A 12,837-nucleotide genomic window follows, 5' to 3' on the forward strand; every position below is an offset into this window, starting at 1 on the left:
GGACAACGAACGGGACCAGGCAACCGCGCGGAGGAAACGGTGTTCCAGGCTCGTCAGCGCGGCGCGCGCGTCATTTCGGCTTGAGGCGGACCTGAATCGCCTTGAGATAATTGACCGCGGCCTCCGCGTCGGCCCGATCGAAGCGGAAGCTCGGCATGTCCTTGTGGATGGTCGAGAGGCCGGTCTGCAATCGCTGGGCAAAGTCTTCGTCGTAAAGCTTGCTGTCACCAAATGTCCTGAATGGCGGCGCGTCGGGATGCGGGCTCGCGCCGGTCCGACCTACCGCATGGCAATCTGCTGCAAAGCCTTTGCAAGAGCGCTTTTCCTCGGCTCTGCTCGCTGTCCAGCGCATGGCTTGGGCTCGCCAGCGCACCGAGCAACAGCAGTCCAAGCCCGGCTTGCATCCTCATGGAACAGCTCACTCCAGTCCCGGCTACCAGCGGCCGGTCGTCTTCCCATAGGCGTAAAGTGCGACCAGGCCAATGGTCACGATTGTCGAGGCGATCATAATGATCCGGTCCCAGCGGGGCGGATCGTCGTCGTCGCGGCTCAACGTCAGCAGGGCAAACAGAGCCTTCATGGCAAAGCGGCGCATGGCATCATCCGGACGCGACCGGCCGATGCATCGGGGCCGCCGCGTGCCGGCGAGCTTAGCGCTTCACGGCGGTGCGTCGCCACTCGCGCGGTGACAGACCGAACTGCGCCCGGAACACGCGGCCGAAATGCGAGAGATCGTTGAAGCCCCAGGACAACGCGATCTCGCTGATGTGACGATGCGCCAGCGCCGGCATGCCGAGGTCGCGCTGGCACTGCCTGAGCCGCTCGGCAAGCACGAAACGCTGGAAGGACAGCTGCTCGTCCGAGAACAGATCGTTGACGTAGCGCGCTGACAGCCCGAGCTCGCGGGCTGCCGTCGCCAGCGACAGATCGGGATCGGCGAGGCGCGTCCGGACATGCGCCTTGATCCGGTACAGCAACGCCGCGCGATGGGTGGAGGCGGGCAGGGGCTGGGTGCGGAGCCGCTCGGCCAGGGTCATCGCAATCAGGTCGGCGGCCTGATCCGACAGGCGTTCGGCATGTTCGGTGCCGATGTGGTCGGCACGCTCGCACAGCTTGATGATGAAGTCGTAGGCAAGCGGCTGCAGCGGGCTATCGGTGCCGAAGCTGATCGCTGTGACCGCTTCCGTCGCGCCGATCCTGCGCTGCAGCATGTCCCGCGGCAGCTTGAACACGGTCTGCCGGAACGCGCCGTCGAACTGCAGCTCGTAAGGCCGGGTCGTGTCGTAGATGGCGAATTCGCCCGGCCGGATCGCCGTGTCTCGGCCATCCTGAACCACGCCGCCGATCCCCTCGCGCCCCAGCGCGATCAGCACGTAGTCGGCATCGGCGCGGGCGATGCGCTGCGACGTGCGGTGCACGCGCTGCCGGTCGGACGCGACCTCGGAGCAGACGGCTCGTCCCAAGGCCGTATGCGTCACCGCGCCGCGAAACGCGCTCCCGAGATCGGACGTGCAGTCGAGGCCGACATAGACGTCGCAAACTATGTCCTGCCACTGCGCCAGCCGGCGGTGGCCCGGGCTTCCATCCGTGGTGAACAGGACCGGCATAGCTCCGCCTCCCACCTGTTTCGATTACTTGCCCGGCACCGCAGCAAATTCCGGGCCGCCAACGCCGCGCCGTGGCCGCAGTCGAGTTTTCGTTCCTTCCGAGACGAGCGCGAATGACGGCGGAGGTCAATAGTCCGGCCATGACAGCGGCGCCGCCGGCGCCAATCGGCAGGCAGGGGAGACGAGCGATGGGACTGGCACATCCGAAATACAAGGTGGCGGTGGTGCAGGCGGCGCCCGCCTGGCTCGATCTGGACGCTTCGATCAAGAAGACGATCGCGCTGATCGAGGAGGCGGCCGACAAGGGCGCCAAGCTGATCGCATTCCCCGAGGTGTTCATCCCCGGCTATCCCTGGCACATCTGGATGGACTCGCCGGCCTGGTGCATCGGACGCGGCTTTGTGCAGCGCTATTTCGACAATTCGCTGGCCTATGACAGCCCGCAGGCCGAGGCGCTGCGCGCCGCGGTGCGCAAGGCCAAGTTGACGGCCGTGCTCGGCCTGTCCGAGCGCGACGGCGGCAGCCTCTATATCGCGCAATGGCTGATCGGACCGGATGGCGAGACGATCGCCAAGCGCCGCAAGCTGCGGCCGACCCATGCCGAGCGCACCGTCTATGGCGAAGGCGACGGCAGCGACCTCGCAGTTCATGAGCGGCCGGACATCGGACGGATCGGCGCGCTTTGTTGCTGGGAGCATCTGCAGCCCCTGTCGAAATACGCGATGTATGCGCAGAACGAGCAGGTGCATGTCGCGGCCTGGCCGAGCTTCTCGCTGTATGATCCGTTCGCGCCGGCACTCGGCGCCGAGGTCAACAACGCCGCATCGCGCGTCTATGCCGCGGAAGGCTCGTGCTTCGTGCTGGCGCCATGCGCGACGGTCTCGCAGGCCATGATCGACGAGCTGTGCGACCGGCCCGACAAGCACGCGCTGCTGCATGCCGGCGGCGGCCATGCCGCGATCTTCGGCCCGGACGGCAGCGCGCTGGCCGCGCAATTGCCGCCGGACCAGGAAGGTCTGCTGATCGCCGAGATCGACCTCGGCATGATCGGCATTGCCAAGAATGCTGCCGATCCGGCCGGCCACTATTCGCGTCCGGACGTGACGCGGCTGCTGCTCAACAAGAAGCCGCTCAACCGCGTGGAGCATTTCTCGCTGCCGGTCGACAGCGCCGCCGCCGTGGCGTCACCCGGCGAGGCCGCCGTTGCGCGGCCCGATCAAGCCATCTGAGGGACGGCGCCATGGAGTCGGCCATCCCCCCGCATCTGACCACCATGCGTTGCCGCCATCGCCGCGTCGATGACGACTACAAGCCGCCTTATCCGTCGTTCGTCGCGCGTCATGGGCCGGACGTCAGTCGGGTGGTCATGGCCTATTTCGGCGCGCAATACCGCGCCGAAATGGCGGCCCGCACGGCCTCGACAGCCGACTTCATGACGCTGGGGTCGCGCGCCGACGGACCCTCGCATTGGGACCTCGCGCATCATGTCGATCAGGCCGGATTTGCGAACGATGTCTTCGTCGCCTATTGGGACGATGTCGTGCGCTTCGACAGCTGGTTCGAGCCGGCGCGCGCGGCTTGGACCGGGGCGGACGCCGAGGAAGGGGGCGGTCGCTTCATCGAGGTGCTGCGCCCGGCCGTCGAGCGTTACGAGACGTTGTTCTCGTCGCTGGGGCGTCCGGAGGGGATCGCGGTGATCGCCGAGGGCATGAGCGGCGAGGTCTTGGAGCACGCTTATTGGGGCGGCATGCGCGATCGAATCCCGCTGTCGCAGACCAGCGAGATGAGATCGCTTGGCACGCCGACCCTTGTGCAGGACGGGCCGCGCCTGCGTGTGATCGCGCAGGACAATTTGTGCATGATCCGCTCCGGCCAGGACTGGAGCGACACAGATGCGGCAGAGCGCCGGATGTATCTGGACGATGTCGAGCCGGTGCTGCGCGAGGGCATGGATTTCCTGCGCGATCAAGGACTGTCGATCGGCTGCTATGCCAATCGCTATATGCGGTTGCGAGGCGCGGACGGGGCTCTGACGGAAAAATCTTACGGCCAGAGCTGGTGGCAGAGCCTGTCGGCCTTGGAGCGCTGGGCGGAATCGCATCCGACCCATGTCAGGATCTTCGGCGCAGCGATGAAATATCTGTCGTCGCTCGGCCCCGCCGCCAAGCTTCGGCTCTATCACGAGGTCACGGTGGCGGCTGCAGACGAACAGTTCTTCGAATATCGTGGCTGTCACGCCAAGACGGGCATGCTCGCTGCCGTCAGCTGAGCGCGTCGGCAGATCCGTGAGAAGACGCGATCCAATACGACGCGACCGACCGGCGCGCCGCCTCAGCAGACACGCGCCGGCTGTCGCACAGCAGGGCTCTGATCGTCAGGTCCCGGCTTCGGGCTGCGCCGGGGGCGGCGCCGGACGGCGCGGCGGACGCTGTGCTCGGCCGGCCGGTGCCGCCATGCGCGGCTGCAGGGTGACGATGACGGGGTTGGGCTTGTGGTCGGTCGCGGCGCCGGTCGCCGCGTCGACGCCCATGCCGATCAGGCCGCCGGCGAGGACGTTGCCGGCGAAACCGGCTGCGCCGGCTGCGGGGATGTCCTTGGTCAGCGGAATGGTCTGGCTTTCGTAGCCCGGCTTCTCGACGGTGACGGAGATATCCGCGTTGCGCTTGGCGACGAACGAGCAGGGCGTCGTGCAGGTCATCGGCGCTTCCAGGCCCGCGATGGTTGCTTCAGCTCCCGACGGGGTTGATGCCACGCTGATCGTCTCGGTTGTCCCCCGCGTCACCGACGCGCAACCACCTACTACGGCGCACAGCAACGCCACCGCTACAACTCTCATTTGGTGCTATCCCCCTTGGAACCCGGGGGAACTCAAGCGCAACTGTGGCGGGAGGGCAAGCCTGATCAGCCTTTTCCGAAGAGATCAGCGGCCGAGTTTCAGTCGGGTGTGTCTTTCACACCTGCTGTTCGCGCAGGCCCCGCGCAATCGCCTTTTGCGCATCGAACTCGGCGCGCCGGCGTGCGAGTTCGTCGGGCGGGAGCAAAGCGGGATTGCTGTAGTCCCGCTTCCAGCTGTGATCCTCGCTCCACTGCAGCGGCGACTGCACGGTCGTGCGTGCGGCTGGTGAACTCTCGAGAACGCGCAGGGCGAGATCGAGCGTGAATTCCTGGGACGACCGATCGTGCGGCTTGCCGGCGGAGTTGCCGAGCGGAAAATCCGAAAACAGGAAACGCGGCGCGGCCGCGTGCTCGACGATGTCCTTGGCACATCCCATCACGACGGTGGCAATGCCGTTGGCTTCGAGATGCCGCGCCACCAGGCTCACCGTCTGGTGGCACACCGGACAGTTCGGCACCAGCACGACGGCATCGATGGCGTCGGCGCGGCAGCGCGCCAGGATCTCGGGCGCGTCGGTCTCGATCGTCACACGCTGGCTGCGATTGGTCGGCGCGCCGAAGAAGCGTGGCCCGACCGCGCCGATGCGTCCCTCGCGCGCGAGCCGGATCAGCTGCGGCAGCGGAAACCAGGTGCCGGAATCCTCGGCCGTCGTATGCACGCGGTCGTAGGCGATGTGGGAGATGCGCAGATCGTGTTGCGCCGGCGTGTCGCCGTCATACACCGAATAGAACTTCGCGCTTCCGTTATAGGGCGCTCCGGGACCTTGATCGCCTTTGGCGGGATCGAAAGGTGCAGCCGTCGTGACGATGGTGACGCGCGACTGCGCGAGCGGCTTGCGCAAAGGCTGAAACGGCGCCGACGTGTAGTGGGCCCAGCGATAGGGCGTGTCGTAGCCGATCGCGAGATAGTAGTCGCGTGTGCGCGCCATGTAGGACAATGGCGCATCGCTGTCGGGCGCGAAGCCGAGTCGGTCGTCGGTCGGTGCGGTCATCCGTCGCGCTCCCTTCAGGACTTGACGATTGCTAGCCGGCTCATCCGCTGTGTCAAGGCGCCGCGCGGTGGAACCCCGCATGGTCTTCGGCTTTGTCTGTCGGCAGAATGCCCTCCATTGCACCTCGCTCACGATGCTTTCCATGGTTTCCGTTGCTCGCATTGCCTGTCTCGGCCTTGCCTTGATGCTGACCATGACGTTGTCCGGCATGGCGGCTGAGCAAGCTTCGACCCGTGACGTCGCCGCGCCGGCTGATCGGAAGGACGGCGCGCAGCAGAACTCGCCGCAGGAGACTGCGAAGCCGGGAGACGCTGCCGCAGAAGGCTCGGAGAACAAGACCGAGGAGCCGAAGGAGAGCGGCACCCGCGAGGCGATCTGCCTGATGATCGAATCAGCGGCCAAGGCCAACGACCTGCCGCTCGAGTTCTTTGCCCGCGTGATCTGGCAAGAGAGCCGCTTCCAGAGCGATGCGGTCGGGCCGGTGACGCGCAACGGCCAGCGTGCGCAGGGCATTGCGCAGTTCATGCCGGGCACGGCGAACGAGCGCGAGCTGCTCGATCCGTTCGATCCGGTTCAGGCGCTGCCGAAGTCGGCGCAATTCCTGGCCGAGCTGCGCGATCAGTTCGGCAATCTCGGGCTGGCGGCGGCGGCCTATAGTGCGGGGCCGCGCAGGGTGCAGGACTGGCTCGCCGGCAAGGGACAAATGCCCTGGGAGACCCGCAACTACGTCTCGGCGATCACGGGGGCGACGATCGATGAGTGGGCGGCCGCCGGCAAGGGCGGCAAGACGCCGCCGAGCCCGCCGCCGACCTCGTGTCGTCAGCTGATGGCGATGTTGAAGCGCGCGCCGAACCCGTTCGTGTCCGAGCTCGAGCATCACGTGGCCTTGTCGGCCGCCAAACCGTGGGGCGTCCAGCTGGCTGCGGGTTTCGACCGCAACAGAGCGCTGGCGATGTATTCGCGGGCGATCAAGGGGCTCGGCCCGATCATCGGCGACCGCGATCCGAGCCTGCTGTCGTCGGTGATACGCTCGCGCGGCAATCGCGCCTTCTACCAGGTGCGGATCGGCGCCGAGACACGGTCCGAGGCCGACGCGCTCTGCAGCCGGATCCGCGAGGCCGGGGGCGCCTGTTTCGTGCTGCGCAATCGCGCCGGATAGCGCTGCCGCGGCGCCGCGGGTGGGGATGGTTGCGCCGGACGCAGACCCGCGCGCGCGTGCTGGCGGTTGACGTGAGCGGCCTGAGCCAGCCTTATCGCGGCTTCATTCTGCTGGGCCGCCCGCGTCGTGACACTTCCTCCGCTCGATTCGCCGCAATGGGACGGCTCGCTCAAGGCGTTCGCTTTCGGCCTGCGCGCGACATCCGCGACGATCCTGTCGGTCGTGCTGTTCGTCACCTTCATCGGCATCGGCGCGCTCGCCCACGACACCCATTTCAGCATGCTGTGGGCGATCCTCAGCACCGTGCTGGTCTGGGCCGGGCCGGCGCAGATCATCCTGGTCTCGACGCTGGGCTCGGGCCAGACCATCCTGCAATCGGCCATTGCGGTCACCATGAGCGCGATTCGGCTGTTTCCGATGGTGGTCGCGGTGCTGCCGCTGATCCGAGGGCCCAAGACCAAGCGCCGGCATCTGGTGCTGATCGCGCATTTCACCGCGGTGACCCTGTGGGTCGAATGCTATCGCTTCCTGCCGCATGTGCCGCGCGAGCGACGCATCGCCTTCGTCCACGGGCTCGGCTCGGGATTGATGGCGGTCGCGCTGGTCGCGACCAACATCGGTTACCTCCTGGCCGCCAACCTGTCGCAGACCTTCGGCGCCGCCGTGCTGTTGCTGACCCCGCTGGCCTTCTTGTTCTCGACGCTGCGCAACGCCAAGGGACTCGCCGATGTGCTCGCGCTGGGCCTCGGCCTCGTGCTCTATCCCGTGGCCGCCCAGCTCAACAGCGGCGTCGATATCCTGATCAGCGGGGTCGTAGCAGGAACGATCGCCTTCGGCGCCCACAAATGGCGCGAGCGGCGGGAGGCGGCATGAGCGACTTCATCGGCGATTGGCATGCTCTCTTTGTGCTCCTGGTCGCGGGCGTCATCCCGAACCAGATCTGGCGCTTGCTCGGGCTCTGGTTCGGCAGCGGGCTCGATGAAGGCTCGGATCTGCTCATGTGGGTCAAGGCGGTGGCGACCGCGATCCTGGCGGGCGTTATCGCCCAGATCCTGGTGCAGCCGCCCGGCGCGCTGGCCAGCGTGCCCTGGGGCCTGCGCTACGGGGCCGTCGTCGCCGGACTCGCCGCCTTCCTGGCCACGCGCCGCTCGATCTTCGCCGGTGTCGTCTGCGGCGAGGTGGTCATGCTAACCGGCAAATGGTGGCTCGGTTGACTTGCGCCACAGCAATTGCGGCGGGCAAAGGTTGGGATAATAGATGGCCCACAACCAAGGGATCCGAGATGAGCACTGACACCGATCTCCGTCCGGGTGAAGTCGCGGTGGATGCGCCGCTGCCTCGAGATGCGTCGCTGTATTTCATCGGCCGCATCCGCACGCCCTGGACCTCGCGGCTCGAGACGCCGCGGCAGGGCAGCTTCGAGGGCCCGGTGTGCCGGCTCGAGATCTTCGAGCCCTGGGTCGCGGCGCTGCAGGGCGTCGACGGCTTCAGCCATCTGCAGGTGCTGTACTGGCTGAACCAGGCGCGCCGCGATCTGGTCCGCCAGAGTCCGCGCCACCATGACGGCGAGACCCGCGGCACCTTCGCATTGCGCTCGCCGGTGCGGCCCAATCCGATCGGCGTTTCCACGGTGCGTTTCGTCGCGCTGGAGGGCAGCACGGTGCTGGTGCGCGGTCTGGATTGTCTCGACCAGACGCCGCTGATCGACTTGAAGCCGGATCGCTGCGTGTTCACGCCCGAGGCTGCGTCTGACAACGATGACGGAAAATAAGAAAGACGCGATGTCTGATGTGAATGAGCGGCCGCAACAGACCGCAACGCCCCTGGATGCGATCACCGCCGATCTCGTCGCCGTGCTGGTGGCGGTGACCGACGGGTATCCCAAGATCATGACGATCGAGCACGCGCAGGCATTGCCGAGCGGTCCGTTCCAGTTCGCGCACCGCTCGTTGCAGATGGGCCTGCGGGCCTGGGTCGAAGCGCAGACTGGTCTTCCGCTCGGCTATGTCGAGCAGCTCTACACCTTCGCCGATCGTGGCCGCACCGGCGATCCCGACGCGCCGCATCGAATCTCCATCAGCTATCTCGGGCTGACCCGCGAGGAGGGCGGACGCGAGGGCACGGATGCACAATGGTCGTCCTGGTACGACTACTTCCCCTGGGAGGATCATCGCGACGGTCCGCCGGACATGTTGGCAAAGATCATCATGCCGCGGCTGAAGGACTGGGCGAGAGCCGCAGAGGATCCGGCGCTGCAGAAAGCGCGGTGGCGTCGCGCCGCCATCTCGTTCGGCCTCGATGGCCGTGAGTGGAACGAGGAGCTGGCTTTGCAGCGCTACGAGCTGCTGTACGAGGTGGCATTGCTCCCTGAAAGCGTGCGCGACAAGGGCGGCAGCGAGCCGACATTGCCCGGCCGCGCGATGGTGGCGGACCATCGGCGCATCCTCGCCACCGGAATCGCCCGGCTGCGGGCCAAGATCAAATATCGGCCTGTGGTGTTCGAATTGATGCCGGAGCAATTCACACTGCTGGAGCTCCAGCGGTCGGTCGAGGCGCTGGCCGGCCGGCTGGTGCACAAGCAGAACTTCCGCCGCCTTATCGAGCAGCAGGAGCTCGTCGAGGAGACTGGCACGATGGCCCCCGACACGATCGGCCGCCCGGCCAAGCTGTTTCGCTTCCGCAAGGGCGTGCTGGCCGAGCGCGCCGTGGTCGGAACCAAGCTTCCGCTGTCCCGCTCTTGACAGGACTTATGCTCAGGATAAGTATAAGCCATCTTATGCTCATGGAGAGTATAAATGGCCTACCCATCTTTTCCCGCGAACGGGTCAAATTCATCGCTGCCTGATCGTCTGAGGGGGGTGATCCCGCCGCCCGAATGGGCGGTCTTCGAGGAGGACATCGCGGCCATTCTGGCGCTCAAGCGCCAGCGCCATGCGGTGGTTCTCGCGCATAATTATCAGACGCCCGAGATATTTCACGGCGTCGCAGATATCGTCGGCGACAGCCTTCTGCTCGCCCGCGAGGCCACCAAGGTCGATGCCGACGTGATCGTTCTTGCCGGCGTCCACTTCATGGCCGAGACCGCCAAGCTGCTCAATCCCGACAAGACGGTGCTGATTCCGGATCTGCGGGCGGGCTGCTCGCTCGCGGACTCGATCACCGCTGCCGATGTCCGGCTGATGCGCGCCCGCCATCCGGGCGTGCCTGTGGTCGCCTATGTGAACACGTCGGTCGCGGTGAAAGCAGAGGCGGACGTCTGCTGTACATCCGGCAATGCACGCGCCGTCGTGGAGTCGCTCGGCGTCGAACACGTCATCATGCTGCCGGACGAATATCTGGCCCGCAATGTCGCCGCCCAGACCAAGGTGCGGATCACGGCGTGGAAGGGGCACTGCGAAGTGCATGAACGCTTCAGCGCCGAGGACGTCCGGACCCTGCGTGACAATCATCCTGGCGTCACCGTGCTCGCCCATCCCGAATGTCCGCCCGAGGTGGTGGCGGAAGCCGATTTCGCCGGCTCGACCGCTGCGATGTCCGACTATGTCGGCGCCAAGCGACCGTCGCGGGTGGTGCTGCTGACGGAATGCTCGATGAGCGACAATGTCGCGGTGCTCTATCCGGATATCGAGTTCGTGCGGCCGTGCAATCTGTGCCCGCACATGAAGCGGATCACGCTCAAGAACATCCGCCAAGCGCTCGAAACCAACGCGCACGAGGTCACGATTGATCCGGCGCTGTCGGATCGCGCGCGGCGCTCGGTCGAAAGGATGCTGGCGCTATGAGCAGTAATCTGTCTGATCTCATCGGCCGTCCCGTGATCATCGGCGGTGGCGCGGCCGGGCTGATGACTGCCTTGCAGCTTGCGCCCGAACCCGTCGTGCTGCTGTCGAAGTCGCCGCTCGGCGCCGAAGCCTCCAGCATGTGGGCCCAGGGTGGGCTGGCCGCTGCCGTCGGTGCGGATGATGATCCGGCGCTGCATCTGGCCGACACGCTCGCGGCCGGCGCCGGCCTGTGCGACGCCGTTGCGGCGCAGCGGATCGTGCAGGCCGCACCGGCCGCGGTCGAGCGTCTCGCCCAGCTCGGCGTCGCGTTCGACCGGGCCCCGGACGGGCGCTGGCGCCTGGGCCTCGAGGCCGCGCACCGGCGCAATCGCATCGTGCACGCGACCGGCGACGGCACCGGGCGCGAGATCATGCGCGCGCTGATCGCCGCGGTCAGGCGCTGCCCGTCGGTGACGCTGCTGGAGGGCATCGAGGCGCGCCGCTTGATCGTCGAAGATCATGCGATCCAGGGCGTGGTCGCGGTGCGCGGCGACGAACCGCTTGTGCTCGCGACGCGGCGGGTCGTGATCGCGACCGGCGGCATCGGCGGGCTGTTTCTCGACAGCACCAACCCGGCGGGCTGCTTCGGCCAGGGGCTGGCGCTGGCGGCATCGGCGGGGGCCGTGCTGTCCGATCTCGAATTCGTGCAGTTTCATCCGACCGCGTTCGACGGGCCGTCGCGGCCGCTGCCGCTTCTCACCGAGGCGATCCGCGGCGATGGCGCCATCCTGATCGATGACACCGGGGCGCGGTTCATGGCGGACGAGCCGGGCGCCGAGCTGGCGCCGCGCGACGTCGTGGCCCGGGCGGTGTGGCGTCAGCGCGCACAGGGCCGTCGCGTGTTCCTGGACGCGCGCGCCAGGCCGGGGCAGGATTTTGCCGCGCGCTATCCGGTGATCAGCGCATTCTGCCGCATGGCCGGCATCGATCCGGCCGCGGATCCGATCCCGGTGCGGCCGGCCGTGCACTATCACATGGGCGGCATCGCCGTTGATGCGATGGGACGCAGCACCGTCGACGGCCTTTGGGCCTGCGGCGAGGTCAGCCGCACTGGCCTGCACGGCGCCAACCGGCTCGCCAGCAATTCGCTGATGGAGGCCATCGTCTGCGCGCAATGGGTGGCCGAGGACGTGGCCGGCACGGCGCAGGGCAGGGCCATGAAACGCGACAGCGCCGCGCCGCCGCCGGCGTCCGATCCCGCTGCCGTGCGGCCGCTGTTGTCGCACGGGCTCGGCGTGCTCAGGGATCGCAGCGCGATCGCTTCCGCCATTCGCGGCCTGCTGCCGCTGGCCGAAACCGCTGGTGCAGCGGCCGATCCGGCACTGGTCGGGCTGATGATGTCGGTCGCAGCGTTCGGCCGGCAGGAGAGCCGTGGCGCGCATTTCCGCAGCGATTGTCCGGACACGCTGCCGGTCGCGCAGCCATCGCGCTTCACCCTGTCGCAGGCGATCGCTGCCGCACGCGATGTCGTCGAGACCGAGCTGCCGTCCTTCAGGAGTGCTCTGCCATGACCCTCAATCCGCTCCCGTCCTTGCTGTTCGAACCGCTGGTGCGCATGGCCCTGGCCGAGGATCTCGGCCGCGCCGGGGACATCACCACGGATGCGATCGTTCCGCCCGAGCGGCGCGCCTCGCTGCAGCTGAGGGCACGCCAGCCTGGCGTGATCGCCGGCCTCGATGTCGCGCGTTGCGCCTTCCAGACGCTCTCGCCCGAGGTCCGTATGGAGATCATCCGCGGCGATGGCGGCGTCGTCGAGCCCGGCGATGTGATCGCGACGATCAGCGGGCCTGCGCGCGCGCTGCTGACCGGCGAGCGCGTCGCGCTCAACTTCCTCTGCCATCTCAGCGGCGTTGCCAGCGCGACGGCGTCCCTGGTCACGGCGGTGAAGGGCACGCGGGCGCAGATCGTCTGCACGCGCAAGACCACGCCAGGACTGCGCGCGCTGGAGAAATACGCGGTGCGCGCCGGCGGCGGCGGCAATCACCGTTTCGGGCTCGATGATGCGGTCCTGATCAAGGACAATCACATCGCGATCGCCGGCGGCATCAAGCCTGCGATCACCAGCGCGAGGGCCCATGCCGGCCACCTCGTCAAGATCGAGGTGGAGGTCGACACCCTGGCCCAGCTCGAGGAGGTGCTGGCGCTCGGCGTCGACGCGGTGCTGCTCGACAACATGACGCCGGCAGAGCTGGCGCGCGCTGTCGCCATGACCGGCGGCAGGGCCATCACCGAGGCCTCCGGCCGCATCACCGTGGAGACGGCCCCCGCCATCGCCGCGGCCGGTGTCGACCTGATCTCCGTCGGCTGGATCACGCATTCGGCGGCCGCGCTCGATATCGGGCTCGACGAGAGATGAAAACGCG

At 67.3% G+C, this 12,837-nt stretch carries 14 protein-coding genes and 1 pseudogene; 10 read left to right on the forward strand and 5 right to left on the reverse strand.

The window, feature by feature from the left end:
* Positions 1-70: 70 nt before the first annotated feature.
* The 3 genes and pseudogenes from ACVIJ6_RS26900 to ACVIJ6_RS26910 all read right to left on the reverse strand — a co-directional run bounded on the left by ACVIJ6_RS26900 (position 71) and on the right by ACVIJ6_RS26910 (position 1,607).
* Positions 71-410: pseudogene (locus ACVIJ6_RS26900) on the reverse strand (c-type cytochrome).
* A gap of 23 nt (positions 411-433) precedes the next feature.
* Complete coding sequence (locus ACVIJ6_RS26905) at positions 434-595, reverse strand: hypothetical protein (RefSeq protein ID WP_456775177.1); 162 nt, start codon at positions 593-595, stop codon at positions 434-436.
* A 55-nt stretch (positions 596-650) separates the two neighbouring features.
* Positions 651-1,607, reverse strand: coding sequence for an AraC-like ligand-binding domain-containing protein (locus ACVIJ6_RS26910; protein ID WP_456775178.1), 957 nt, complete (start codon positions 1,605-1,607; stop codon positions 651-653).
* A gap of 188 nt (positions 1,608-1,795) precedes the next feature.
* On the opposite strand from ACVIJ6_RS26910, the gene ACVIJ6_RS26915 reads away from it, so the two are divergent.
* Together ACVIJ6_RS26915 and ACVIJ6_RS26920 are read left to right on the forward strand one after the other, a co-directional pair.
* Complete coding sequence (locus tag ACVIJ6_RS26915; RefSeq protein ID WP_456775179.1) at positions 1,796-2,836, forward strand: carbon-nitrogen hydrolase family protein; 1,041 nt, start codon at positions 1,796-1,798, stop codon at positions 2,834-2,836.
* Between the two features lie 11 nt (positions 2,837-2,847).
* Positions 2,848-3,876: a phenylacetaldoxime dehydratase family protein gene (locus ACVIJ6_RS26920; protein ID WP_456775180.1), complete on the forward strand. Its 1,029-nt coding sequence runs from the start codon at positions 2,848-2,850 to the stop codon at positions 3,874-3,876.
* A 105-nt stretch (positions 3,877-3,981) separates the two neighbouring features.
* Here the strand turns inward: ACVIJ6_RS26920 and ACVIJ6_RS26925 are convergent, their stop codons facing one another.
* Together ACVIJ6_RS26925 and ACVIJ6_RS26930 are read right to left on the reverse strand one after the other, a co-directional pair.
* Complete coding sequence (locus ACVIJ6_RS26925) at positions 3,982-4,443, reverse strand: PEGA domain-containing protein (protein ID WP_456775181.1); 462 nt, start codon at positions 4,441-4,443, stop codon at positions 3,982-3,984.
* A 115-nt stretch (positions 4,444-4,558) separates the two neighbouring features.
* The gene (locus tag ACVIJ6_RS26930) at positions 4,559-5,494 is read right to left on the reverse strand and encodes a glycine reductase (protein ID WP_456775182.1); all 936 of its coding nucleotides are present in this window, start codon (positions 5,492-5,494) and stop codon (positions 4,559-4,561) included.
* A 133-nt stretch (positions 5,495-5,627) separates the two neighbouring features.
* Here ACVIJ6_RS26930 and ACVIJ6_RS26935 point away from each other — a divergent pair, with 133 nt between their 5' ends.
* The 8 genes from ACVIJ6_RS26935 (at position 5,628) to nadC (ending at position 12,830) form a co-directional block, all read left to right on the forward strand.
* Positions 5,628-6,653 (forward strand): transglycosylase SLT domain-containing protein, encoded by a 1,026-nt coding sequence (locus ACVIJ6_RS26935; RefSeq protein WP_456777091.1) that lies wholly within the window; start codon positions 5,628-5,630, stop codon positions 6,651-6,653.
* A 126-nt stretch (positions 6,654-6,779) separates the two neighbouring features.
* Entirely contained in the window at positions 6,780-7,526 is a 747-nt protein-coding gene (locus ACVIJ6_RS26940) for an AzlC family ABC transporter permease (RefSeq protein WP_456775183.1), read from the forward strand.
* Positions 7,523-7,867: an AzlD domain-containing protein gene (locus tag ACVIJ6_RS26945; protein ID WP_456775184.1), complete on the forward strand. Its 345-nt coding sequence runs from the start codon at positions 7,523-7,525 to the stop codon at positions 7,865-7,867. The genes ACVIJ6_RS26940 and ACVIJ6_RS26945 overlap by 4 nt, the downstream gene beginning before the upstream one ends.
* Positions 7,868-7,935: 68 nt before the next feature.
* Positions 7,936-8,424 carry a tRNA (N6-threonylcarbamoyladenosine(37)-N6)-methyltransferase TrmO gene (tsaA, locus tag ACVIJ6_RS26950; protein ID WP_456775185.1) on the forward strand — a complete coding sequence of 163 codons (489 nt, stop codon included), beginning with the start codon at positions 7,936-7,938 and terminating at the stop codon, positions 8,422-8,424.
* Between the two features lie 10 nt (positions 8,425-8,434).
* Positions 8,435-9,394: an NUDIX hydrolase gene (locus ACVIJ6_RS26955; RefSeq protein WP_456775186.1), complete on the forward strand. Its 960-nt coding sequence runs from the start codon at positions 8,435-8,437 to the stop codon at positions 9,392-9,394.
* A gap of 54 nt (positions 9,395-9,448) precedes the next feature.
* Positions 9,449-10,435, forward strand: a complete 987-nt coding sequence (gene nadA / locus ACVIJ6_RS26960; protein ID WP_456775187.1) for a quinolinate synthase NadA — start codon at positions 9,449-9,451, stop codon at positions 10,433-10,435.
* Positions 10,432-11,985, forward strand: coding sequence for an L-aspartate oxidase (locus tag ACVIJ6_RS26965; RefSeq protein WP_456775188.1), 1,554 nt, complete (start codon positions 10,432-10,434; stop codon positions 11,983-11,985). The genes nadA and ACVIJ6_RS26965 overlap by 4 nt, the downstream gene beginning before the upstream one ends.
* Complete coding sequence (gene nadC, locus ACVIJ6_RS26970) at positions 11,982-12,830, forward strand: carboxylating nicotinate-nucleotide diphosphorylase (RefSeq protein WP_456775189.1); 849 nt, start codon at positions 11,982-11,984, stop codon at positions 12,828-12,830. Before ACVIJ6_RS26965 ends, nadC begins: the two co-directional genes overlap by 4 nt.
* Positions 12,831-12,837 lie beyond the last annotated feature (7 nt).

The organism is Bradyrhizobium sp. USDA 4369 (assembly GCF_054056435.1).

What these genes read in the sequence shown, in the direction of transcription:
- nadC (WP_456775189.1), top strand. Translation starts at nt 11,982, where the DNA reads ATGACCCTCAATCCGCTCCCGTCCTTGCTGTTCGAACCGCTGGTGCGC.
- ACVIJ6_RS26945 (WP_456775184.1), top strand. Translation starts at nt 7,523, where the DNA reads ATGAGCGACTTCATCGGCGATTGGCATGCTCTCTTTGTGCTCCTGGTC.
- ACVIJ6_RS26915 (WP_456775179.1), top strand. Translation starts at nt 1,796, where the DNA reads ATGGGACTGGCACATCCGAAATACAAGGTGGCGGTGGTGCAGGCGGCG.
- ACVIJ6_RS26920 (WP_456775180.1), top strand. Translation starts at nt 2,848, where the DNA reads ATGGAGTCGGCCATCCCCCCGCATCTGACCACCATGCGTTGCCGCCAT.
- ACVIJ6_RS26965 (WP_456775188.1), top strand. Translation starts at nt 10,432, where the DNA reads ATGAGCAGTAATCTGTCTGATCTCATCGGCCGTCCCGTGATCATCGGC.
- tsaA (WP_456775185.1), top strand. Translation starts at nt 7,936, where the DNA reads ATGAGCACTGACACCGATCTCCGTCCGGGTGAAGTCGCGGTGGATGCG.
- ACVIJ6_RS26925 (WP_456775181.1), bottom strand. Translation starts at nt 4,443, where the DNA reads ATGAGAGTTGTAGCGGTGGCGTTGCTGTGCGCCGTAGTAGGTGGTTGC.
- nadA (WP_456775187.1), top strand. Translation starts at nt 9,449, where the DNA reads ATGGCCTACCCATCTTTTCCCGCGAACGGGTCAAATTCATCGCTGCCT.
- ACVIJ6_RS26955 (WP_456775186.1), top strand. Translation starts at nt 8,435, where the DNA reads ATGTCTGATGTGAATGAGCGGCCGCAACAGACCGCAACGCCCCTGGAT.
- ACVIJ6_RS26905 (WP_456775177.1), bottom strand. Translation starts at nt 595, where the DNA reads ATGCGCCGCTTTGCCATGAAGGCTCTGTTTGCCCTGCTGACGTTGAGC.
- ACVIJ6_RS26935 (WP_456777091.1), top strand. Translation starts at nt 5,628, where the DNA reads ATGCTTTCCATGGTTTCCGTTGCTCGCATTGCCTGTCTCGGCCTTGCC.
- ACVIJ6_RS26910 (WP_456775178.1), bottom strand. Translation starts at nt 1,607, where the DNA reads ATGCCGGTCCTGTTCACCACGGATGGAAGCCCGGGCCACCGCCGGCTG.
- ACVIJ6_RS26930 (WP_456775182.1), bottom strand. Translation starts at nt 5,494, where the DNA reads ATGACCGCACCGACCGACGACCGACTCGGCTTCGCGCCCGACAGCGAT.